Source organism: Pseudomonas sp. NBRC 111139 (assembly GCF_001753955.1).
In the GTDB taxonomy this organism is placed as follows: domain Bacteria; phylum Pseudomonadota; class Gammaproteobacteria; order Pseudomonadales; family Pseudomonadaceae; genus Aquipseudomonas; species Aquipseudomonas alloputida.
The window spans coordinates 32,264-55,058 of sequence record NZ_BCBP01000018.1; the positions used below are offsets into that span (position 1 = coordinate 32,264).

Sequence of the window (22,795 nt, forward strand, 5' to 3'; positions counted from 1 at the left end):
GTGTTCGCGAGTAAACTCGCTCCTACAATGGCTGAAGCGCTACACGCAGACCTTCGATGGCAGCATCACGGGCTTCGGCGCTGTCGAACTGCGGCCCGTCGGCAACCTGCTCGCCATTGAGCCACAGGCCGAAGCTCAGGCCTTCGATGCGGACATCGGCCTCGCCACCCTGCTGCAACTGCTTGCTCACGGCGCCCGCACTCTTGCCGTCGGCGAAGCTGCGCGACAGCAGCAGTTGCTCACCGTCGGCGGCCAGCAGGCGGAAACGGAAGCTGCCGTCTTCGTCACGGAAGCTGACGAAGCGTGCGCTCTTGGCAGCCTTCTTCTTCACCTCGGTGCTGGCCTGCACGCTGCTGCGGAACGAACGCAGGCCAACGGCCTCGCGCAGCTGCTCGAGGAACGGCGTGGCGATCTTGCGGGCCTTGGCAGCGCCGGCCAGCAGGATGTCTTCCAGGTCCGCCGGCCGGGCGATCAGCTGGTGATAGTACTCGCGCTTCTCGGCCAGTTGGCCGTCCAGCAGCTGGAACAGGCGCTGTTTGGCATCGCCCCAGCCCAGGCCCTGCAGCAGCTCTTCGCGGAAACCGGCGCACTGCTCAGGCGTCGAGAAGGCCTGGTACAGGGTGAACAGGTGCGCGTTGTCCGGGTCTTTCGCCTCACCCGGCGCGCGCGAATCGGTGACGATGCGCGAGATGGCGTCTTTCATGTCCTTGGCGCTGGTGAACAACGGGATGGTGTTGTCATAGCTCTTGGACATCTTGCGCCCGTCCAGGCCCGGCAGGGTCGCCACGCTTTCTTCGATCACAGCCTCCGGCAAGGCGAAGAAGTCCTTGCCTTGACCGAACAGATGGTTGAAGCGCTGACCGATATCGCGGGCCATTTCCACGTGCTGGATCTGGTCACGACCGACCGGCACCTTGTTGGCGTTGAACATCAGGATATCGGCAGCCATCAGCACCGGGTAGCTGAACAGGCCCATGGTCACGCCGGCGTCCGGGTCTTCGCCGTTCTCGACGTTCTTGTCCACCGAGGCCTTGTAGGCATGCGCACGGTTCAGCAGGCCTTTGGCAGCAACGCAGGTCAGCAGCCAGGTCAGCTCGGGGATTTCCGGGATGTCGGACTGGCGATAGAAGGTCACCTTGTCCGGGTCCAGGCCACCGGCCAGCCAGGTGGCGGCGATTTCCAGGCGCGAGCGCTGGATGCGCAGCGGGTCGTCGCACTTGATCAGGGCGTGGTAGTCGGCCAGGAAGTAGAACGAGTCGACACCGGGCTGCTGGCTGGCACGGATCGCCGGGCGGATGGCGCCGGCGTAGTTGCCCAGGTGCGGAGTGCCGGTGGTGGTGATACCGGTAAGAATGCGCGTGGTCATGGGTGTTCGCTTATTCAGGCTTGGCTCAGTTCGAAAGGCGCGGCAGCAGCAGATCCTTCAGATCGGTCAGCTTGCCATGGAAGAAGTGTCCGCATTCTGCCACTTTCAGCAGCTCATGGGGACGCGACAGGCTGTCGGACCATTCGTAAACCAGCTGCGGCGCGACGACTTCATCGGCGTCCGGCTGCACCACGGTGAGCGGACAGCGCTGCGGCAGCGGGAATTCGGCGGTCAGGCGCATGACCGCCGGGGCGATCATGAACAGGTGCTGCAACTCGACGCCTGCCGTTTCAAGGCGCCCGGCCAGGCTGGTGGCAACGAAACCACCGAACGAAAAGCCCATCAGCACCAGCGGTAGCCCGGGGTGCCTGGCACGCAGCCATGCTGCAGCGGCCTCGGCATCGGCCACTTCGCCAGCGCCCATGTCGTGGCTGCCGGCGCTCTGGCCGACGCCACGGTAGTTGAAACGCAGGGTCACATAACCGGCATCACGTGCAGTGCGCTGCAGGGTCGAGACCACCTTGTTGAGCATGGTGCCGCCCTGGACCGGGTTAGGGTGGCAGATCAGCACCGCGCCACGGGCTTGCGCCACGTCCAGGTACAACGCTTCCAGCTGGCCGCTGGGGCCATCGATGAACAAGGGGGTTTCGCGGACAAGCAAGGCACTACTCCGTGACCTCGAGAAGGGTCGATTCGTCTAGGTGTGAAATTCTGTTCTGATTTGCGATCGCTCGCGGTATACAGCGCAGGTCTGAGCCGTTAACGTAAAGCAAAGCCGTTTATAGAGGAAGGACTCGTGGAACTCTCGCTCCTTGTTTGGTTGTTGCCAACCCTGGCCCTGGTCATCGGTGTGGCAGTCGGTTTCATTGTTGCCCGCCTGCTGCCCAATGCGGCCCCGAGCAACACCCAGCGTCAACTGGATGACATCCAGAAGCGCTTCGACAGCTACCAGAACGAAGTGGTCACCCACTTCAACAGCACCGCCATGCTGGTCAAGAAACTGACCCAGAGCTATCAGGACGTACAGGATCACCTGGCTGAAGGCGCCAACAGCCTGGCCCTCGATGACGTCACCCGCCAACGCCTGCTGGCTGCGCTGCACTCCGATGCACCGCAAGGCCCGCGTGACCGCCTGACCCCACCTAAAGACACCGCCGAGGTGCCGCGCGACTATGCGCCGAAAGTGCCTAACTCGCCGGGCATGCTGGATGAGAGCTACGGGCTCAAGCGTTGATCTGCTGAACATGCAAAAGGCCTCGCAAGAGGCCTTTTTTGTGGATGCTGCCTATGCCGGCCTCTTCGCGGGTGAACCCGCGCCTACAGGGGCCGCGCGGGCTTCAGAGCGTGCGCTGAACCTGTGCGGGCGTGCCCGCGAAGGGGCCAGTGCAGGCAACCTAACAGCAGGCCTGCAATGCCTGTTCGACATCTGCCAGCAGGTCCTCCACATCCTCCAGCCCCACCGACAGACGCACCAACCCCTCCGATATCCCGTGATGCGCCCGCTCCTGCGGCGTATAGCTGGAATGCGTCATGCTCGCCGGATGCTGCGCCAGCGACTCGGCATCCCCCAGGCTCACCGCCCGGGCAAAGAGCTGCAGCGCATTCATGAAGCGCCGCCCCGCCTCAATGCCACCCTTGAGCTCAAACGCAATCATCCCCCCAGGCAAACGCATCTGTCGCTGGGCCAACGCGTACTGGGCAAAAGACGGTAGCCCCGGGTAATGAATCAATTCCACCTGCGGCTGCCGAGCGAGAAACTCGGCCACCTGCTGGGCATTGGCGCAATGCCGGTCCATGCGCAGGGCCAGGGTCTTGATACCGCGCATCAGCAACGCCGCGTCATGCGGTGACAGCACCGCGCCGGTCATATCCTTCAGCCCTTCCAGGCGGATACGGTCTACCAACGCCTTGCACCCCACCACCAACCCGGCAGTGATATCGCCATGCCCACTGAGGTACTTGGTTGCCGAGTGCACCACCAGGTCCGCCCCCAGCTCCAGTGGCCGCTGCAGGTACGGCGTACAGTAGGTGTTATCGACCACCACATGCACATCATACCCCCGCACTGCCTCCACAACCGCCGCAATATCCACAAGCTGCATGTTGGGGTTGGCCGGTGTTTCGAAGTAGATCATCCGTGTTTTGCTGCTGATCGCCGCTTTCAGGGCCTTGGCATCGTTGAGATCGACATGGCGAACTTTCACCCCGAACTCACCAATACCGTGGTGCAGAAAAGCGAAGGTACAGCCATACAAGGTGCGTCCGACAATCAGCTCATCCCCAGGCCTTAGCAGGGTCCAGAGGGTTGAGGTAATGGCGCCCATCCCCGAGGCCAACGCCAACCCCGCTTCACCGCCCTCCAGCGAAGCCATGCGCTGCTCCAGCAAGGCCAGCGTGGGGTTGGAAATGCGGCTGTAGAAATGCCCAGGCTCCTCCCCGGCGAAGCAGGCAGCACCGTACTCGACAGTGGGAAAGGCATAGGTAGCCGTCTGGTACACCGGTGGCACCAGGGCGCCACCATGGGAAAGCGGGTCATAGCCATGATGAATGGCCCGCGTGGAAAAACCGGTGTTGTGGTGGGAGTCGCGCATGGCAACAGCCTCTTGTGGTTTGCTATAAGCTTATGCCACCGAGCTGCCCGATTTTTTCCAAAATAGCCTACGCATACACGTGCTTGCTGGAACAAAAACAATAATCAACGGACCAGGAGGGCAAAAAATGCCTTCAAGCCTCGACCGCACCGACCGCGCCCTGCTCGCCGCCTTGCAGGACAATGCCCGTCTCACCGTTGCCGAACTCGCCGACCAGGTGGCACTGACCACCTCGCCCTGCTGGCGACGGGTCAAGTTACTGGAGGAAAACGGCTACATCACCGGCTACCAGGCCATCCTCTCGCCCAAGTCGCTGGGGTTTGGCGTGACCGCGTTCGTCAGCATCATGATGGACTCGCACACCAAGGACATGGCGCTGGCGTTCGAACAGCGCCTGATGGAAATCCCCGAGATCGTCGCCTGCCACAACATCTCCGGCCGCTATGACTTTCTGCTGGAGATCCTGGCACGGGACCTGGAGTCGTTTGGCGAATTTACCCGGGAAGTGCTGCAGCGGTTGCCGGGGGTGAAGGAGATCTATTCGAGCTTTTCGTACAAAGCGGTGAAGGAAAGACGGGTGATACCGGTGTCGGAGAAACATATCTGAGACGGATCTTTCCGAGTATTGAGAAGGATCCTGAACGCGAGACAAAAAACCCCGCCGAAGCGGGGTTTTCCTTGCAGGCTAGCGCTTAGATCGCGCCACGCTGACGCAGCACGTCCAGCACCTGTTTCACGCCCTCGTCCACGCTGGTGGCCTGGGTGTCGATCACAAGATCAGCATCCAATGGCACATCGAACGGGAAGCTCTCACCCGGGATGTTGTCGCCACCGGCAGCGTACAGGCCTTGCGGGTCACGCTCGCGGCAAACCAGCGGCGAGGCCTGGACGTAAACGGTCACCAGGCGTTCCTTGCCGATCAGCGCCTTGGCCTGTTCGCGGCCTTCGGCATCCGGGGCCACAAACGCAGCCAGGGTGAGCATGCCGGCCTCGTTGAACTGGCGCGCCACGTGGGCGGCGCGGCGCCAGTTCTCGGTACGACCAGCGCGGTCCTGTGGCAGGCCCTTGTTCAGGTCGTGACGCAGGTTCTGGCCATCGAGCACGTACACCGCACGGCCCATGTCGAACAGCTTGCGCTCCACGGCATAGGCCAAGGTGCTCTTGCCAGCACCCGACAGGCCGCTGAACAGCACGGTGGCTGGCTGCTGGCCGAAGCGAAGGGCGCGCTCTTCGGTGGACACGTGGGCCTGCTTGCCATGATGGCCGGTGCTGCCGTGTGGCAACACGGGCGGGGCGATGATCATGCCGGCGCCAACGGTGCCGTTGGTCAGGCGGTCGATGACGATGAACGCACCGGTGGTGCGGTTGCTGTCGTAACCGTCGAGGGCGATCGAGGTGTCCAGGGCTACCTTGACGCGGCCGATCTCGTTCAGCTGCAGCGCGCTGGCAGCGCCCTGCTCCAGGGTGTTCACATCGACCTTGTGGGTGATGCTGGCAATCGAACCTGGCACGTAGCTGGTGGCACGCTTGATGTCGTATTTCTTGCCCGGGAGCATCGGCTCCTCGGCCATCCACACCAGCATGGCGTCGAACTGGTCGGTGACCGGCGGGACGTTGTCGGCATGTACCAGCAGGTCACCACGGGAGATGTCGATCTCGTCTTCCATGGTCAGGGTCACGGCCTGGCCTGGGCCAGCGTTTTCCAGTTCACCTTCGTAGGTGACGATGGACTTGACCCGGCTGCTCTTGCCCGACGGCAGCACGACAATCTCGTCACCTTTGTGCACCACGCCACTGGCGATGGTGCCCGCGAAGCCGCGGAAGTTCAGGTTGGGACGGTTGACGTACTGCACCGGGAAACGCAGGTCGGTGAAGTTGCGGTCGGCCGAAACCTCGACGGTTTCGAGGATTTCCATCAGCGTCGGGCCGGCGTACCACGGCGATTGCTCGCTGTGGTTGACCACGTTGTCACCCTTGAGCGCCGACATCGGCACGAAGTGCAGGCTGCTCGGGGTCAGGTTGATGGCTTCGGCAAACTTCAGGTAGTCGGCCTTGATCGACTCGAAGACGCCTTCATCGAAGCCCTTCAGGTCCATCTTGTTGACCGCGACCACGATGTGCTTGATACCCAGCAACGACGCGATGTAGCTGTGGCGGCGGGTCTGGGTCTGCACGCCGTAGCGGGCATCGACCAGGATGATCGCCAGGTCGCAGGTGGACGCACCGGTGGCCATGTTGCGGGTGTACTGCTCATGGCCCGGGGTGTCGGCGATGATGAACTTGCGCTTGGCGGTGGAGAAGTAGCGGTAGGCGACATCGATGGTGATGCCCTGCTCGCGCTCGGCCTGCAGGCCATCTACCAGCAGCGCCAGGTCGACTTCTTCGCCGGTGGTGCCGACTTTCTTCGAATCACGGGTGATGGCCTCGAGGTGGTCCTCGTAGATCATCTTGGAGTCGTGCAGCAGGCGCCCGATCAGGGTGCTCTTGCCGTCATCCACGTTGCCGCAGGTGAGGAAACGCAGCAGTTCTTTACGCTCGTGCTGAGCCAGATAAGCGAGGATATCTTCGCTGATCAAATCGGATTGGTGCGACATGGAGTAACCCTGAAAATTAGAAGTAGCCCTGACGTTTTTTGTCTTCCATGGAACCGGCGCCATCGTGGTCGATGACCCGGCCCTGGCGCTCGGAAGTGCGCGTCAGGAGCATTTCCTGAATGATGTCGGTGAGCGTCTCGGCTTCCGACTCGACAGCGCCCGTCAGCGGGTAGCAGCCGAGGGTACGGAAACGCACCTTCTTCTTGACGATGCGGGCTTTCTCTTCCTCGGAGAGGTGCTCGAGGATGCGCTCGTCGTCGATCATGATCAGGGTGCCGTTCTTCTCGATGACTTCACGCTCGGCGGCGAAGTACAGCGGCACGATCGGGATGCCTTCAAGGTAGATGTACTGCCAGATGTCCAGTTCGGTCCAGTTCGACAGCGGGAAGACGCGGATCGACTCGCCCTTGTTGACCTTGCCGTTGTACACGTTCCACAGCTCGGGGCGCTGGTTCTTCGGGTCCCAGCGGTGCTTGCTGTCACGGAACGAGTACACACGTTCCTTGGCCCGCGACTTCTCTTCGTCGCGGCGCGCACCACCGAAGGCAGCGTCGAAACCATGCTTGTCCAGCGCCTGCTTCAGGCCCTGGGTCTTCATGATGTCGGTGTGCTTGGAACTGCCATGGGTGAACGGGTTGATGCCTTGCGCCACACCCTCAGGGTTGACGTGGGTGATCAGCTCCAGGCCCATTTCCTCGACCATCTTGTCGCGGAAGCTGTACATCTCCTGGAATTTCCACTGGGTGTCGACGTGCATCACCGGGAACGGCAGCTTGCCCGGGAAGAAGGCCTTGCGCGCCAGGTGCAGCATCACGGCGGAGTCCTTGCCGATCGAGTACAGCATCACCGGGTTGTCGAACTCGGCGGCCACCTCGCGGATGATGTGGATGCTCTCCGCCTCCAGCTGTTTCAAGTGCGTCAGTTTGTCGACCATGGCTACTCACGAAAAACGATCTTATGGACGGCCTGCGGGCCGTGTTCGAGCGAGCCACTTTATCACAGCGGCTGCTTCTATTTAGGAGGCTGGCTAGATCGAAAAAGTCTAACGATATGACTGGGGGTTTGGGCTGGCAGGACCGGCCTCTTCGCAGGTGAACCCGCTCCTACGAGACCCGCGCGTAAGAGCGGGTTCACCCGCGAAGAGGCCGACACCGCCTTCAGATGGGATTCGGGCAATCGATGAACAAGTGCTCCACGGCAAACCGTCGTGCCAGGTAATCGCCCAACGCCTGCACCCCGTAGCGTTCAGTGGCATGGTGCCCGGCCGCAATGAAGCTGACGCCATTCTCGCGAGCACTGTGGTAGGTCTGCTCGGACGCCTCGCCAGTCAGGTACAGGTCGACCCCGGCGGCAATCGCCGTGTCGATATAGCCCTGCCCGCCGCCGGTGCACCAGCCCACCCGGCGGATCACTTCGTTGCCTTCGACCAGCAACGGCTCACGCCCCAGCACCTCTTGCACCCTCCGGGCAAAATCGCGCGCAGTCATGGATTCGGCCAGCGAACCGACCAAGCCGACCACCTTGGGGTTTTCTGGATCAAGCGGCCCTTCGACAGTGATCTCCAGTTGCCGCGCCAGCTGCACGTTGTTGCCCACTTCCGGGTGCACGTCCAAGGGCAGGTGGAACGCCAACAGGCTGATGTCGTTATTCAGCAGGGTCTTCAGGCGACGCTGGCGAATGCCTGTGATGCACGGGTTCTCGCCCTTCCAGAAATAACCATGGTGCACCAGCACCAGATCGGCCTCGGCCTCGACCGCGGCATCCAGCAATTCCTGGCTGGCGGTAACACCACTGACAATACGGCTGACCTGCGGCCGGCCTTCGACCTGCAGGCCATTTGGGCAATAATCCTGGATCTTCGCGCTGCCCAGGTAACGCTCGGCTTCCTCGACCAGGGTGGTTAGAGCGACGGCCATGAAAATCTCCTCGAAAACTGCGCTTTTCTCGGGCGCAACGCCTGATGAACGCCCGTATAATGCCGGCCATTATGGGCCGTCGCTGTCACTGGGGGAACCGGTGTATGATCGCGCGCGCTCATGCCCTACTGCCAGGCCGCTGGCCCCTGCTCTTTTCAGGATTCGTTCATGTTCAAGGCTTTGCGTTACTTCGGCTGGCCCCTGCTTACCGGCATATTGATCGCCATGCTGATCATCCAGCGTTTTCCGCAATGGGTCGGGCTGCCCAGCCAGGACGTCAACCTGCAGCAAGCGCCACAGACCACGCGGATCATGCAAGGCCCGGTGTCGTACGCCGACGCCGTGACCCTGGCCGCCCCGGCGGTGGCCAACCTGTACACCACCAAGGTGGTGAACAAAAGCGCCCACCCGCTGTTCGAAGACCCGCAGTTCCGCCGCTTCTTCGGCGATAACCTGCCCAAACAGCGCCGCTGGGAATCAAGCCTGGGTTCGGCGGTAATCATGAGCCCAGAGGGCTACCTGCTGACCAACAACCATGTCACCAGCGGCGCCGACCAGATCGTCGTAGCCCTGAAGGATGGCCGCGAAACCCTGGCCCGCGTGATCGGCAGCGACCCGGAAACCGACCTGGCGGTGCTGAAGATCGACTTGAAGAACCTGCCGGCGATCACCATCGGCCGTTCCGACACCATTCACATCGGCGACGTGTCGCTGGCCATCGGCAACCCGTTCGGCGTCGGCCAGACGGTGACCATGGGCATCATCAGCGCCACTGGCCGCAACCAGCTGGGGCTGAACAACTACGAAGACTTCATCCAGACCGACGCGGCGATCAACCCGGGCAACTCCGGTGGCGCGCTGGTGGATGCCAATGGCAACCTGATCGGCATCAATACCGCGATCTTCTCCAAGTCCGGTGGCTCGCAGGGCATCGGCTTCGCCATCCCGGTAAAACTGGCACTGGAGGTGATGAAGTCGATCGTCGAACACGGCCAGGTGATCCGTGGATGGCTGGGTATCGAAGTACAGCCACTGAGCCAGGAGCTGGCAGAGTCGTTCGGCATGAAGGACCGCCCAGGCATCGTGGTGGCGGGTATCTTCCGCGAAGGGCCAGCGGCCAAGGCCGGGCTGCAACTGGGTGACGTGATCCTGAGCATCAATGGCGAGCCGGCCGGCGACGGGCGCAAGTCGATGAACCAGGTAGCGCGGATCAAGCCCAACGAGAAGATCACCATCGAGGTGATGCGCAACGGTCAGCAATTGAAGCTGATCGCCGAGGTGGGGCTGCGGCCGCCGCCGGCGCCGGCTGTAACGCAAGAAGAAAAGTAAGGTGAGGCCTTAAGCCGTTCCGCAACCCTGTGGGAGCGGCCTTGCGTCGCGATGGGCCGCCTAGCGGCCCCAAAATTTCAGCTTCGCAGGGCATATGCCCGGGGCCGCTTTGCGGCCCATCGCGACACAAGGCCGCTCCACAGTTGGCCGAGTCTGCTGCCGCTACTGCATCAATGCAGGATCTGGCTGAGGAACAACTTGGTCCGGTCACTGCGCGGCCGGTCGAAGAAGTCATCCGGCGCGGCCTGCTCCACAATCTCGCCCTTGTCCATGAAGATAACCCGGTTCGCCACGGTACGGGCAAAGCCCATTTCGTGGGTCACGCAGAGCATGGTCATGCCATCCTCGGCCAGGCCCACCATGGTATCGAGCACTTCCTTGACCATTTCCGGGTCCAGTGCCGAGGTCGGTTCGTCGAACAGCATGATCTTGGGCTTCATGCACAACGCGCGGGCAATGGCCACACGCTGCTGCTGGCCGCCAGACAACTGACCAGGGTACTTGTGTGCCTGCTCCGGAATCCGCACACGCTCCAGGTAGTGCATGGCAATTTCCTCGGCCTTGCGCCGTGGCATCTTGCGCACCCACATCGGCGCCAGGGTGCAGTTCTCCAGGATGCTCAGGTGCGGGAACAGGTTGAAGTGCTGGAACACCATGCCCACCTCGCGACGGATGGCCTCGATCTGCTTGAGGTCGTTGGTCAGCTCCACGCCATCGACCACGATGCGCCCTTGTTGATGCTCTTCCAGGCGGTTAAGGCAGCGGATGGTGGTGGACTTGCCCGAGCCGGACGGCCCGCACAGCACGATACGCTCGCCCTGGCGCACGTTCAGGTTGATGTCCTTGAGCACATGAAACTGGCCGTACCACTTGTTCACACCCTGCATCTGGATGATGCCTTCGGGGCCAGCAGGCTGCTTGATCGCTTCACTCATTTCGAAACTCCTAACGCTTGTGGCCAGTGTCCAGCTTGCGCTCCAGATGCATGGAGTAGCGGGACATACCGAAACAGAAAATCCAGAACACCAGGGCGGCGAACACGTAGCCCTCGGTGGCCATGCCCAACCAGGCGGGGTCTGCGGCTGCTTGCTTGACGCTGTTGAGCAGGTCGAACAGGCCGATGATGATCACCAGGCTGGTGTCCTTGAACAGGGCAATGAAGGTGTTGACGATGCCGGGGATCACAAGCTTCAGCGCCTGCGGCAAGATCACCAGCCCCATCGAGCGCCAGTAGCCAAGGCCCATGGCCGCGGCGGCTTCGTACTGGCCCTTGGGGATGGCCTGCAGGCCGCCGCGCACCACCTCGGCGATGTACGCCGACTGGAACAGGATCACACCAATCATCGCCCGCAGCAGCTTGTCGAAGCTCATGCCTTCTGGCAGGAACAACGGCAGCATCACCGACGACATGAACAGCACGGTGATCAGCGGTACGCCCCGCCAGAACTCGATGAAGGTCACGCACACCACCTTCACGGCCGGCATCCTCGAACGCCGGCCCAGTGCCAGCAGGATGCCCAGCGGCAAGGCGCCGACGATGCCCACGGTGGCGATCACCAGGGTCAGCATCAACCCGCCCCACTGGCTGGTCGGTACGCTTTCCAGGCCCAGGTACCCACCGTGCAGCAGGGTATAGGCCAGTACCGGGTACAGCACCAGGAAGCCCAGGCCATAGAAGGCTTTGCGCGGGAAACGCTTGATGAACAACGGCGCGGCGCCGAGCACGGCAAGCCACACGGTCAGGTCCACACGCCAGCGCAGCTCAGTCGGGTAATAGCCGTACATGAACTGGCCAAAGCGCTGCTGCACGAACACCCAGCAGGCGCCGTCCTTGGTGCAATCGGCGCGCGTGGTGCCGACCCAGTTGGCATCGATCAACGCCCACTGCAGCAACGGCGGTACGATCAGCCACACCAGGTAGAGGGCGAACAGGGTCAACAGCGTGTTGAGCCAGCTGGAGAACAGATTGGCACGCATCCATGCGAGCACGCCGACGGTTTTCACCGGTGGCGGCATATCGGGTTTGAAAACATGGGCATTCACGGGCGTATCCTCACCGCTCGATCAGCGCAATGCGCTTGTTGTACCAGTTCATCAGCAGCGAAATGCTGATGCTGATGGCGAGATAGACACTCATGGTGATGGCGATCACCTCGATGGCCTGGCCGGTCTGATTGAGCACGGTGCCGGCGAACAGCGAGACCATCTCCGGGTAGCCGATACCGGCCGCCAGCGAAGAGTTCTTCGCCAGGTTGAGGTATTGGCTGGTCAGCGGCGGAATGATCACCCGCAGTGCCTGGGGAATGATCACCTTGCGCAGGGTCGGGCCCTCGCGCAGGCCCAGCGAGCGCGCCGCTTCGGTCTGGCCATGGCTGACCGAACGGATACCGGAGCGCACGATCTCGGCGATGAAGGCTGCCGTATAGATAGTCAGCGCCAGGGTCAGCGCCAGCAACTCGGGGATCAGCACCCAGCCACCGACAAAGTTGAAGCCTTTGAGCTGCGGCACTTCCCAGCTGACCGGGCTGCCGAACAGCAACACGCTCAGCCCTGGGATGGCGATGAACAGCGCCAGGCCCACCCAGAATTTGTGGAACGGCACGCCGGTCTCGTCGAAGCGCTTGTTGGCAAAGCGCACCATCAGCACGATCGCGACAATCGCTACTGCCAGGGCCACCACGAATGGCCAGAAACCGTCGGCCATCGACGCACCCGGCATGTTCAGGCCGCGGTTGCTGATGAAGAACATGTCGTCGATGTTGATGCTGCCCCGCGGTCCCGGCAGGGTCAGGAACACGGCGAAGTACCAGAACAGAATCTGCAGCAACGGCGGAATGTTGCGGAAGGTTTCCACATACACGGTTGCCAGTTTGCTGATCATCCAGTTCGGTGACAGGCGCGCTACACCGATGATGAAGCCCAGTATCGTCGCCAGGATGACGCCGATGAAGGTCACCAACAGGGTATTGAGCAGGCCGATGACGAACACCCGCGCATAACTGTCGGATTCCACATAGGGGATCAGGTGCTGGGCGATACCGAAGCCGGCACTGCGGTCGAGGAAGTCGAAGCCCGAGGTGATGCCCCGGTGTTGCAGGTTGGTTTGCGTGTTGTGGAACAGGTACCAGCCCAGGCCGACCACGAAGACGATCGTGAGGATCTGGAACAGCCACGCGCGCACACGCGGATCGTTAAGGGACAAGCCCTTGGGTGCGCCGATTTGATTTTGCATGAAGTGCCCCGGACAGTAGGGATTCGAACAGCCTGCGGCGGCGGAATGCCGCCGCAGGGTGCAGCCATCAGCGCACTGGAGGCGCGTACTGGATGCCGCCGTTGTTCCACAGGGCGTTCATGCCACGGTCGATCTTCAAGTCAGTGCTCTGGCCCAGGTTCTTCTCGAACACTTCGCCATAGTTACCCACTTGCTTGACGATCTGCACTACCCAGTCTTTGGGCAGCTTGAGGTCCTTGCCATACTCGCCATCCGCACCCAGCAGTCGGGCGACATCCGGGTTCTTGGTGGCCTTGGCCTCGGCCTCGACGTTCTTGGAAGTGATGCCCGCTTCTTCGGCATTGAGCATGGCGAACAGGGTCCACTTGACGATGCTGAACCACTCCTCGTCGCCTTTACGCACTACCGGGCCCAGTGGCTCCTTGGAGATGGTTTCTGGCAACACCACGTAGTCGGTCGGCGCAGCCAGCTTGGAGCGCTGGGCGAACAGCTGCGATTTGTCCGAAGTCAGCACGTCGCAACGGCCAGACTCCAGCGATTTGGCGCTCTCGTCAGAGGTGTCGAAGGTAATCGGGGTGTACTTCAGGCCATTGGCACGGAAGAAGTCCGACACGTTCAGCTCGGTGGTGGTACCGGCCTGGATGCAGATGGTCGCGCCATCGAGCTCTTTGGCGCTGGAAACGCCAAGCTTCTTGTTGACCAGGAAGCCGACGCCGTCATAGTAGGTGACACCCGCGAACACCAGGCCCATGCCGGCATCGCGCGAGCTGGTCCAGGTGGTGTTACGCGACAGTACGTCGACCTCGCCCGACTGCAGGGCAGTGAAGCGTTCCTTGGCGTTGAGCTGGCTGAACTTGACCTTGGTGGCATCACCGAACACGGCGGCGGCCACGGCGCGGCAGACATCGGCATCGATGCCGACGATCTTGCCCTGCGCATCAGGTACCGAGAAGCCTGGAAGACCGTCGCTCACGCCACACTGGACGAAGCCCTTCTTCTTGACCGCATCATAGGTGGCGCCGGCCTGGGCAGTGCTCACTGCGCCCAGCGCGGCGGCAGCGGTCAGGACTGCCAGGGTGGTTTTCAACATCTTCATTCACAACCTCCAAATCGCTCTTGTTGTATCGAGCCGGAATTGCACCGCACCCTTTTGAGGCGTATCCGACCCGTATTGGCTTGTTATTGGGTCAATTGGCGCAATGGACTGTTCTGTGACAGCCTTCGCGTGCAGAGGGTGTTACCGTCACGGCCTGCCCTTTGCATCACAGGTTGAGTTGCAAACCGCGTACCAAATTTTCTGGCTGTAGCGTTTAAGCGCTCGTCAAGTAGGAAAAGTTGTATCGTTGCGACATTCTTTTTCCGACAATCATTTCCGGTGCTTTCTTTTCACGCACGCCATAACAAGACCCGCACACTTTCGGAGCAGTCATGACCAACCCGCTGATTCTCGAACCACAGAAAACCGCTGACGCCTGTGTGATCTGGTTGCACGGTCTGGGGGCCGACCGTTACGACTTCCTACCTGTGGCCGAATTCATGCAGGAGCGCTTGCTCAGCACTCGCTTCATCATGCCCCAGGCACCGACCCGCCCCGTGACCATCAACGGCGGCTATGCCATGCCCAGCTGGTATGACATCAAGGCCATGACCCCGGCCCGTGCCATCGACGAAGCGCAGCTGGAAGCGTCTGCCGAGCAGGTGGTTGCGCTGATCAAGGCCGAGCAGGCCAAAGGCATCAACCTGTCGCGGATCTTCCTGGCCGGCTTCTCCCAGGGCGGCGCGGTGGTGCTGCACACTGCCTATATAAAGTGGCAGGAAGCACTGGGCGGGGTGATCGCCCTGTCCACCTATGCCCCCACCTTCAATGACCAGCACCAGTTGAGTGCCTGCCAGCAACGCACCCCGGCCCTGTGCCTGCATGGCGTGCATGACTCGGTGGTCATCCCGTCCATGGGCCGTACCGCCTTCGAGTACCTGAACACCTGGGGCGTCGCTGCCCGCTGGTACGAATACCCGATGGAACACGAAGTGGTGGTCGAAGAACTGAACGATATCCACGACTGGCTGAGCAAGCAGCTGCAATAGGCAGCCTCACTTGTAGTTGTGGGCGTATTCCGCTACGCCGCGCCCGGATCTTGCATTACACTGCCCGGCGTACATTCCTTAATCAGTTGATGAGACGACCGTGCTCAAAGCACTCAGAAAAATATTCGGCAAGGGAGAGGCCGCGCCACAAGCCGCCGCTCCTGCTGCCAGCGTGACGCCGGAAGCCCGGCCCGCGGCAAAACCGGCCGCACCCCATGCCAACCCCGCCCCCAAGGCTGAGCAACCTGCCGCCGCGACGCCACCTGCCGAACAACCGGCCAAGGAAAAACCGCGCCGCGAACGCAAGCCCAAGCCGCAGGCCAGCCTGTGGAAGCCCGAAGACTTCGTGGTCGAGCCGCAGGAAGGCAAAACCCGCTTCCACGACTTCAAGCTGTCCAACGAGCTGATGCACGCCATCCACGACCTGGGCTTCCCGTACTGCACGCCAATCCAGGCGCAGGTCCTGGGTTACACCCTGCGTGGCCAGGACGCTATCGGCCGGGCCCAGACGGGCACCGGCAAGACGGCCGCCTTCCTGATCTCGATCATTTCCCAGTTGCAGCAGACGCCACCGCCTAAAGAGCGCTACATGGGCGAGCCGCGCGCGCTGATCATCGCCCCCACCCGCGAGCTGGTGGTGCAGATCGCCAAGGACGCCGCTGCCCTGACCAAGTACACCGGCCTGAACGTGATGAGCTTCGTCGGTGGCATGGACTTCGACAAGCAGCTCAAAGCCCTGGAAGCGCGCCACTGCGATATCTTGGTGGCCACCCCGGGCCGCCTGCTGGACTTCAACCAGCGTGGCGAAGTGCACCTGGACATGGTCGAGGTGATGGTGCTTGACGAAGCCGACCGCATGCTCGACATGGGCTTCATCCCCCAGGTCCGCCAAATCATTCGTCAGACACCGCCGAAAAGCGAGCGCCAGACCCTGCTGTTCTCCGCCACCTTCACCGACGATGTGATGAACCTGGCCAAGCAGTGGACCACCAACCCGGCCATTGTCGAGATCGAGCCGGAGAACGTGGCCAGCGAAACGGTGGAGCAGCACGTGTATGCGGTGGCCGGCAGCGACAAGTACAAGCTGCTGTACAACCTGGTAACCCAGAACAAGTGGGAACGGGTGATGGTGTTCGCCAACCGCAAGGACGAAGTGCGGCGCATCGAGGAAAAGCTGGTACGCGACGGTATCAATGCCGCCCAGCTGTCGGGCGACGTGCCGCAGCACAAGCGCATCCGAACCCTGGAGAGCTTCCGCGAAGGGCGCATCACCGTGCTGGTGGCCACCGACGTGGCCGGGCGCGGGATCCATATCGATGGCATCAGCCACGTGATCAACTTCACCCTGCCGGAAGACCCTGACGACTACGTGCACCGCATTGGCCGTACCGGCCGTGCCGGCACCAGTGGTGTGTCGATCAGCTTTGCCGGTGAGGATGACTCGTATCAGCTGCCGGCGATCGAAGCGCTGCTGGGGCGCAAGATCAAGTGCGAGATGCCGCCGGATGAACTGCTCAAGCCGGTGCCGCGCAAGCATCACTGACCTTCAGCGGGCTACACGCGCCCTGTGGGAGCGGCCTTGTGTCGCGATTGGGCCGCACAGCGGCCCCGGGATTTCGGCTTTGATGCGGAGATTGTCGGGGGCCGCTCCGCGGCCCTTTCGCGACACAGGGTGCCCCCTGTAGGAGCGGGTTTACCCGCGAATACGGTAGTGGCGGCAACGGTGAACGGCGGGTGGAGATTGGCCAGCAGGGCCGGCCCTTTCGCGGGTAAACCCGCTCCTACAGGCGACCGGCGGCGCCTTGATTACCAGCGCCCCGCCGCATCCTGGTCACTCTGCTTCCCCTCCACCCACTTTGGCCCTTCCTGGGTATTCTCCTTCTTCCAGAACGGCGCCCGGGTCTTCAGGTAGTCCATGATGAAGTTGCAGGCATCGAACGCCGCCTGCCGATGGGCACTGGCCACCCCCACGAACACAATCGGTTCGCCCGGTTCCAGCGCACCGATGCGGTGCAGCACCTCCACTTTCAAGAGCGGCCAACGCTGCTCGGCCTCGACCACGATCTTGGCCAGGGCCTTTTCGGTCATGCCCGGATAGTGTTCGAGGAACATCCCCGCCACTTCGCGGCCATCGTTGAAATCCCGCACATAGCCGACAAAACCGACCACCGCGCCCACGCCCACATTGGCTGCATGCATGGCATTGGTCTCAGCCCCCGGGTCGAACGCGCCTTCCTGCACTCGTACAGCCATGTTCAGCCTCCGGTCACCGGTGGGAAGAACGCCACTTCATCGCCCTCTTCCAGCGGTTCATCGAGCTTGCACAGCTCTTCGTTGCGCGCGCACATCAGGTTCTGCTCGGCCAGCACTTCATACTGCCCGCCCTTGGCAACCAAGGCCTGGCGCACATCATCGAGCACCTTGAACGCACCCTCCACCCGCTCGGCATCCACGCCCAACAGTTCGCGGTAACGGGCGAAGTACATCACCTTGACCTTCATCACGCCTCCACCTTGTAATGGCCACTCTTGCCACCGAGTTTTTCCAGCAGGCGCACCTGCTCGATGACCATACCTTTATCCACAGCCTTGCACATGTCATAGATCGTCAGCGCGGCCACGCTAGCGGCGGTCAGCGCCTCCATCTCCACACCGGTCTGCCCGGCCAGCTTGCAGCGGGCGACGATGCGCACGGCATCCTGCCCCTCGGCGCTGAGCTCGACCTTGACGCTGGTGAGCATCAGCGGGTGGCACAACGGGATCAGGTCGCTGGTTTTTTTCGCCGCCTGTATCCCGGCAATACGCGCCACGGCGAACACGTCACCCTTGGGGTGTTCACCGTCGACGATCATCTGCAAGGTCTGCGGCAACATGCGCACCCGCGCCTCGGCGGTAGCCTCGCGCTCGGTCACGGCCTTTTCAGTGACGTCGACCATGTTGGCCCGCCCCTGGGAATCAAGATGTGTCAGCACTGCTCTGCTCCTGTGAAGGGATTTCGCAGTGTAAACCTGTGGGTCAGGTTTGAGCAGAGGTATGTGTCGGCAGGTTTGGCCTCTTCGCGGGCACGCCCGCTCCCACAGGAGCTCCATGGCCTCGAATCAAGTGGAGATCCTGTGAACGGGCGTGTCCACGAAGAGGCCGGGCAGTAATCTGCCCGGCTACAGGCTTTACAAATGAGACTCGGCGTACTCGGCCAGCACCGAGCGAGGCACGCCCTGCAGGGTGATGTGCACGCCGTGGGGGAAGTCCTTGAAGCGCTCGGTCAGGTAGGTCAGGCCCGAGCTGGTCGCGGACAGGTAGGGGGTGTCGATCTGCGCCAGGTTACCCAGGCAGACCACCTTGGACCCGGAGCCGGCACGGGTGATGATGGTTTTCATCTGGTGCGGCGTCAGGTTCTGGCACTCGTCAATCAGGATCAGGCTCTGCTGGAAGCTGCGGCCACGGATGTAGTTCAGCGACTTGAACTGCAGCGGCACGCGCTCAAGGATGTATTCGACGCTGCCATGGGTGCTTTCGTCATCCATGTGCAAAGCTTCGAGGTTGTCAGTGATGGCGCCCAGCCACGGCTCCATCTTCTCTGCTTCGGTACCCGGCAGGAAGCCAATCTCCTGGTCCAGCCCCTGCACGCTGCGGGTGGCGATGATGCGCCGGTAGCGCTTGCTGACCATGGTTTGCTCGATGGCCGCAGCCAGCGCCAGGATGGTTTTACCGGAGCCGGCGGCGCCGGTCAGGTTCACCAGGTGGATATCCGGGTCCAGCAGGGCAAACAGCGCCAGGCTTTGGTGAATGTCGCGTGGTTTCAGGCCCCAGGCTTCTTGGTGCAGCAACGGCTCCTGGTGCAGGTCGAGCAGCAGCAGTTCGTCGTCACGAATGCCCTTGATCCACCCGACGAAGCCCTGCTCATCGATGATGAACTCATTGACGTGCACAGCTGGCAGGTTGTCGATCATCTGCACCCGATGCCAGGTGCGGCCGCGCTCCTGGCGGGTATCGACCTTGCTCACGCGGTCCCAGAACGAGCCGGTGACCGAATGGTAGCCCTTGGACAGCAACGACACGTCATCGACCAGTTGGTCGGTGCTGTAGTCCTCAGCCGCTATACCGCAAGCGCGCGCCTTCAGGCGCATGTTGATGTCTTTGGTGACCAGCACGACGTCCAGGTCGGTGCGCCGGGCCCGGACTTCGAGCAACTGATTGATGATGATGTTGTCGTTGAGGTTTTCCGGCAGCAGCTTGTTCGGCTCGTTGCGCGGGGTCATCAGGATGGACAGGAACCCCTTGGGGCCGCTCTTGTTGCGCTGGATCGGTACGCCCTGCTCGACATCGCTGGGCGAAGCGTCACCGAGGGTCTGGTCTATCAGGCGGATGGCTTGGCGGCATTCGGCGGCGATGCTTTGTTTGCCGGTCTTGAGCTTGTCGAGTTCCTCCAGCACCGTCATCGGGATGGCGACATGGTGCTCCTCGAAGTTCAGTAACGCGTTAGGGTCGTGAATCAGGACGTTGGTATCGAGCACATACAGGATTGGCTTGCTGGAGGAAGGGTTGCGTCCTTGGTCATCCATACTCGGTCACCTTATGTCGAAGCCACACGGCGTGGTCTGTTACGCCGCAGAGTGACTGCCGCTGTTCCCGTATCCGCGTTGTTACGGGCGGGAAGCGAACCTGGCTAGGTGGGCCTGGATGACGCCACCTGTGCTGCAGGAATCGGCTGTCTGGTTTCTTCATACCGCAAAAACCATGACCGAAAAAAGCATTTTTACGCATTTTTGAAGTTTATTTTTCCGATTGACGAAGAGGCCTTGGCGCCAGCGTCAGAGGGGACTACGCTCAAAAGTCATACCCTCTATTCGCGGTATCCATATTCCCGGCAATCCTCCCAGCCGATGCCGCTTTGCGCGGTATTGCGCAGCAACCATTCCACCGCCGGCTGCGCCTTGGGAAGGCTGTCATGAAACTGGATCACGCCCTTGCGCCACAACAGCATCAGGGTCAATACGCGCTGTGCGGACGCCTCTGCGCTCAATGCACCGTCATCCTGGGCATCGATGTCCCACAACGATACCCGCAACTGCTGGCGGGCCATGAACGCTTCGCCGTCAGCCCGGCGCTGGCCATAAGGAGGGCGGAACAGCGGCACATACTGCTCGGGCAGATCAGCCTGCACCCGCGCCTGGCTGCGCCGCAGCGAATCCTGCCAGCCGGTCCACTGCGCATGGGAGCGGTATTCCCACCCCTGGATACCCACGCACTGCCCGCCATAGAGCTGGCGCAAGGCATTTGCCGCCGCGCCATCACGGCGTTGCTGCAAACGGTTACCGAGCGTGAAAAACGTGCCTTCGAGCTTTTGCCGGCGCAGGTAATCGGTGAGTAGATCCGTACTGCCCCCCTCGGGCCCAGGCCCGCCGACAAAGGTCAGCAGGAACATGCGGTCGTTCAGTTCGTCACCCTTGCGCTCACGCGAAGACAACCGCTCGATTTCGCTGCTGGTCTGCGGCAGCAACGCCGCCTTGCGCAGTTGCTCGTCCAGGTAGCGGACATGGAACTGGTGGCTCGGTTCGATCCAGCCGGTATAGAACGCACCGACATCGGCAGCGAACGTCGCCGCTTGTGTACGCAACTCCGCCATGGACGTAACCGGGTAGCAGAATGATGCATCCTGCTCACAACTGCGCTGCGCCTGTTGATAACCCTCCCACAACCGCTGCCACATGCGCGCCCGAACCTGGCGCACCTTCTGCAGGTTGATCTGCCGCAGCCCCAGCCGGGCCGCCAGGCTTGCGTCATCCAGCAACTCGCTTTCGTGCAGCACTTGGGCGAACGATAGGATTTCTGCCCGAGAAGCCACATCGAACAGCGCCGGGCTGTCCAGCTGTTCGGGCCACAGGCTGCGGTCCAGGCTGACCTGAGGTGAAGGGGCGGCTTGCACGGCCAGGCTCAGCAGGCCGGCCAGCAAGGCAGAAGCAATGCGCACAGTGGAAGGCTCCGCAACGGCAAAACGCGAACTATAGCGCCTGCACCGACCATGGGCTGTGACTATCGTCGCCATAGTTTGGACTTGTACCGCCCACCCCGTAGAATCCTCGGCCAACGATGCCAGGAGCCGACCCGATGCTGACGGTGATTTCCCCCGCCAAGACCCTCGACTACGACACCCCGCCAGTGACCGAGCGTTTCACCCTGCCCCAGTACCTGGATGAATCCCAGGCCCTGATCCAGCAACTGCGCGAACTGTCGCCGGCGCAGATCAGCGAGCTGATGCACCTGTCCGACAAGCTCGCCGGCCTGAATGCGGCGCGCTTTGGCAGCTGGACCCCAGACTTCACCCCGGCCAATGCCAAGCAGGCGTTGCTGGCGTTCAAGGGTGACGTGTACACCGGCCTCAATGCCGAGAGCCTGAGTGACGACGACTTCAGCTACGCTCAGGACCACCTGCGCATGCTCTCGGGCCTATATGGCCTGCTGCGCCCGCTCGACCTGATGCAGCCCTACCGCCTGGAGATGGGCACCAAGCTGGCCAACGCCCGCGGCAAGGACCTGTACGCCTTCTGGGGCACGCGCATCAGCGAATGGCTGAACCAGGCCCTGGCCGACCAAGGCGATGACGTGCTGTTGAACCTGGCCAGTAACGAGTATTTCAGTGCAGTGAAACGCAGTGCACTGAAGGCCCGGGTGATCAACGTCGACTTCAAGGACCAGAAAAACGGCCAGTACAAGATCATCAGCTTCTACGCCAAGAAAGCCCGCGGCATGATGAGCCGCTTCGTCATCCAGCAGCGCATCAGCACCCCGGAACAGCTCAAGCAGTTCGATGCTCAGGGGTACTACTACAGTGCCGAGCAGTCCAAGCCGGACCATTTGGTGTTCCTGCGCGATCACCCCTCGGAGTGACCCTGTAACGCCCCTTCACGGCCAAACCCGCTCTTACAGGTAATGCGCTACCCGTAGGAGCGGGTTCACCCGCGAAGGGGCCAGCAGCCCACACCCCCTCTCCGCCCTGCAACAGGGCACGCTGCAAACCGCCATAACGCCATTAATCCGACGCCAAAAATCCAGCACACCCACCTTTATCGCCAAACGACATAAGACCGTTCATACCTTTTTTGACGAATTCTGAAAAAATTTTTCAGATGCTGGCATAAAAATATCTCGCAACAGTTACGTCCTTCATACACGGGGGTGAAACACCCACGTGCTATCAATTTGAAACTGTCCGCAACTGAATAAATATTTAGAAATCTTTCATTCGAGCGAAACCGGCTCCGGAACTTCTACCAAAGGCAATCGCTCATAGTGCCGTAACGATTGTCCTGCCTACGGGCTGTGAGAGATGACTTACAGATGACAGCGGCGGGTATCCACTGCCCGCCATAAGAAATTCGACAGGTATCACGGAACCCCCCGAAGACCTTGTCCATGCAGGAGAGACGCGTCCCTTACAAATCGTCCTAGTGGTTGATTTCAAAGGATTTATTCACTTGAAAAAACAAGCACAGCAACGCGCCAAGTAGCGCATTGCAATAAAGACGGCTGCATTTCAGGGCACGTTTTTTAATGAATGGCTATTGAGTGCCAACTTTGAGCGCATAACTTTTTGCGTTCCGGATTTATTTTGCCTGCGCTCGGCGAAGTGTGCATTCGCCATGGATCCGTGCGCCCGAAAACTGTTGTTAATCAACCCAGCCC

The 22,795-nt window shown here is 61.5% G+C and carries 21 protein-coding genes; 6 read left to right on the plus strand and 15 right to left on the minus strand.

Annotated elements, in window-relative coordinates; translation table 11 throughout:
- Positions 1 to 22: 22 nt before the first annotated feature.
- Positions 23 to 1,366, minus strand: a complete 1,344-nt coding sequence (locus BJQ17_RS03770; protein ID WP_004575117.1) for a tryptophan--tRNA ligase — start codon at positions 1,364 to 1,366, stop codon at positions 23 to 25.
- A gap of 25 nt (positions 1,367 to 1,391) precedes the next feature.
- The gene (locus tag BJQ17_RS03775) at positions 1,392 to 2,027 is read right to left on the minus strand and encodes an alpha/beta hydrolase (protein ID WP_004575116.1); all 636 of its coding nucleotides are present in this window, start codon (positions 2,025 to 2,027) and stop codon (positions 1,392 to 1,394) included.
- A 135-nt stretch (positions 2,028 to 2,162) separates the two neighbouring features.
- Between BJQ17_RS03775 and BJQ17_RS03780 the strand changes: the two genes are divergently transcribed.
- Positions 2,163 to 2,600, plus strand: a complete 438-nt coding sequence (locus tag BJQ17_RS03780; RefSeq protein WP_003251807.1) for a YhcB family protein — start codon at positions 2,163 to 2,165, stop codon at positions 2,598 to 2,600.
- A 160-nt stretch (positions 2,601 to 2,760) separates the two neighbouring features.
- On the opposite strand, the gene BJQ17_RS03785 is transcribed toward BJQ17_RS03780, so the two are convergent.
- Positions 2,761 to 3,957 carry a methionine gamma-lyase gene (locus BJQ17_RS03785; protein ID WP_070095544.1) on the minus strand — a complete coding sequence of 399 codons (1,197 nt, stop codon included), beginning with the start codon at positions 3,955 to 3,957 and terminating at the stop codon, positions 2,761 to 2,763.
- Positions 3,958 to 4,084: 127 nt separating this feature from the next.
- Here BJQ17_RS03785 and BJQ17_RS03790 point away from each other — a divergent pair, with 127 nt between their 5' ends.
- The gene (locus BJQ17_RS03790; RefSeq protein ID WP_003251803.1) at positions 4,085 to 4,564 is read left to right on the plus strand and encodes an Lrp/AsnC family transcriptional regulator; all 480 of its coding nucleotides are present in this window, start codon (positions 4,085 to 4,087) and stop codon (positions 4,562 to 4,564) included.
- A gap of 85 nt (positions 4,565 to 4,649) precedes the next feature.
- Here BJQ17_RS03790 and cysN read toward each other — a convergent pair whose 3' ends face one another.
- The 3 genes from cysN to BJQ17_RS03805 form a co-directional block, all read right to left on the minus strand.
- Complete coding sequence (gene cysN / locus BJQ17_RS03795; RefSeq protein ID WP_003251801.1) at positions 4,650 to 6,551, minus strand: sulfate adenylyltransferase subunit CysN; 1,902 nt, start codon at positions 6,549 to 6,551, stop codon at positions 4,650 to 4,652.
- Between the two features lie 16 nt (positions 6,552 to 6,567).
- Complete coding sequence (gene cysD / locus BJQ17_RS03800) at positions 6,568 to 7,485, minus strand: sulfate adenylyltransferase subunit CysD (protein WP_003251799.1); 918 nt, start codon at positions 7,483 to 7,485, stop codon at positions 6,568 to 6,570.
- A gap of 223 nt (positions 7,486 to 7,708) precedes the next feature.
- The gene (locus BJQ17_RS03805) at positions 7,709 to 8,467 is read right to left on the minus strand and encodes a Nif3-like dinuclear metal center hexameric protein (RefSeq protein ID WP_070095545.1); all 759 of its coding nucleotides are present in this window, start codon (positions 8,465 to 8,467) and stop codon (positions 7,709 to 7,711) included.
- 168 nt (positions 8,468 to 8,635) lie between these two features.
- On the opposite strand from BJQ17_RS03805, the gene algW reads away from it, so the two are divergent.
- The gene (gene algW, locus BJQ17_RS03810; RefSeq protein ID WP_003251794.1) at positions 8,636 to 9,796 is read left to right on the plus strand and encodes a Do family serine endopeptidase AlgW; all 1,161 of its coding nucleotides are present in this window, start codon (positions 8,636 to 8,638) and stop codon (positions 9,794 to 9,796) included.
- 170 nt (positions 9,797 to 9,966) lie between these two features.
- Here the strand turns inward: algW and BJQ17_RS03815 are convergent, their stop codons facing one another.
- The 4 genes from BJQ17_RS03815 to BJQ17_RS03830 form a co-directional block, all read right to left on the minus strand.
- The gene (locus tag BJQ17_RS03815) at positions 9,967 to 10,731 is read right to left on the minus strand and encodes an amino acid ABC transporter ATP-binding protein (RefSeq protein WP_003251792.1); all 765 of its coding nucleotides are present in this window, start codon (positions 10,729 to 10,731) and stop codon (positions 9,967 to 9,969) included.
- 10 nt (positions 10,732 to 10,741) lie between these two features.
- Positions 10,742 to 11,839, minus strand: a complete 1,098-nt coding sequence (locus BJQ17_RS03820) for an amino acid ABC transporter permease (RefSeq protein WP_003251789.1) — start codon at positions 11,837 to 11,839, stop codon at positions 10,742 to 10,744.
- 10 nt (positions 11,840 to 11,849) lie between these two features.
- Positions 11,850 to 13,028 (minus strand): amino acid ABC transporter permease, encoded by a 1,179-nt coding sequence (locus BJQ17_RS03825; protein ID WP_003251788.1) that lies wholly within the window; start codon positions 13,026 to 13,028, stop codon positions 11,850 to 11,852.
- A 67-nt stretch (positions 13,029 to 13,095) separates the two neighbouring features.
- A complete protein-coding gene (locus BJQ17_RS03830) occupies positions 13,096 to 14,124 on the minus strand; it encodes an amino acid ABC transporter substrate-binding protein (protein ID WP_014859324.1) in 1,029 nt (342 codons plus the stop codon).
- A 332-nt stretch (positions 14,125 to 14,456) separates the two neighbouring features.
- Here BJQ17_RS03830 and BJQ17_RS03835 point away from each other — a divergent pair, with 332 nt between their 5' ends.
- Both BJQ17_RS03835 and rhlB read left to right on the plus strand, forming a co-directional pair.
- Positions 14,457 to 15,113: an alpha/beta hydrolase gene (locus tag BJQ17_RS03835; RefSeq protein ID WP_014754396.1), complete on the plus strand. Its 657-nt coding sequence runs from the start codon at positions 14,457 to 14,459 to the stop codon at positions 15,111 to 15,113.
- Between the two features lie 100 nt (positions 15,114 to 15,213).
- On the plus strand, positions 15,214 to 16,656 hold the full coding sequence (rhlB, locus tag BJQ17_RS03840; RefSeq protein WP_004575111.1) for an ATP-dependent RNA helicase RhlB: 1,443 nt from the start codon (positions 15,214 to 15,216) through the stop codon (positions 16,654 to 16,656).
- A 263-nt stretch (positions 16,657 to 16,919) separates the two neighbouring features.
- Here rhlB and moaE read toward each other — a convergent pair whose 3' ends face one another.
- From moaE to BJQ17_RS03865, 5 genes are all read right to left on the minus strand, one after another.
- A complete protein-coding gene (gene moaE / locus BJQ17_RS03845; protein ID WP_003251778.1) occupies positions 16,920 to 17,366 on the minus strand; it encodes a molybdopterin synthase catalytic subunit MoaE in 447 nt (148 codons plus the stop codon).
- A 2-nt stretch (positions 17,367 to 17,368) separates the two neighbouring features.
- Positions 17,369 to 17,614 carry a molybdopterin converting factor subunit 1 gene (moaD, locus tag BJQ17_RS03850; RefSeq protein ID WP_003251777.1) on the minus strand — a complete coding sequence of 82 codons (246 nt, stop codon included), beginning with the start codon at positions 17,612 to 17,614 and terminating at the stop codon, positions 17,369 to 17,371.
- A complete protein-coding gene (moaC, locus tag BJQ17_RS03855) occupies positions 17,614 to 18,084 on the minus strand; it encodes a cyclic pyranopterin monophosphate synthase MoaC (protein WP_003251775.1) in 471 nt (156 codons plus the stop codon). The genes moaD and moaC overlap by 1 nt, the downstream gene beginning before the upstream one ends.
- Positions 18,085 to 18,279: 195 nt before the next feature.
- Entirely contained in the window at positions 18,280 to 19,674 is a 1,395-nt protein-coding gene (locus BJQ17_RS03860) for a PhoH family protein (protein ID WP_003251772.1), read from the minus strand.
- 281 nt (positions 19,675 to 19,955) lie between these two features.
- Complete coding sequence (locus BJQ17_RS03865; RefSeq protein WP_070095546.1) at positions 19,956 to 21,083, minus strand: polysaccharide deacetylase family protein; 1,128 nt, start codon at positions 21,081 to 21,083, stop codon at positions 19,956 to 19,958.
- 137 nt (positions 21,084 to 21,220) lie between these two features.
- Here BJQ17_RS03865 and yaaA point away from each other — a divergent pair, with 137 nt between their 5' ends.
- Complete coding sequence (gene yaaA, locus BJQ17_RS03870) at positions 21,221 to 22,000, plus strand: peroxide stress protein YaaA (RefSeq protein ID WP_070095547.1); 780 nt, start codon at positions 21,221 to 21,223, stop codon at positions 21,998 to 22,000.
- Positions 22,001 to 22,795 lie beyond the last annotated feature (795 nt).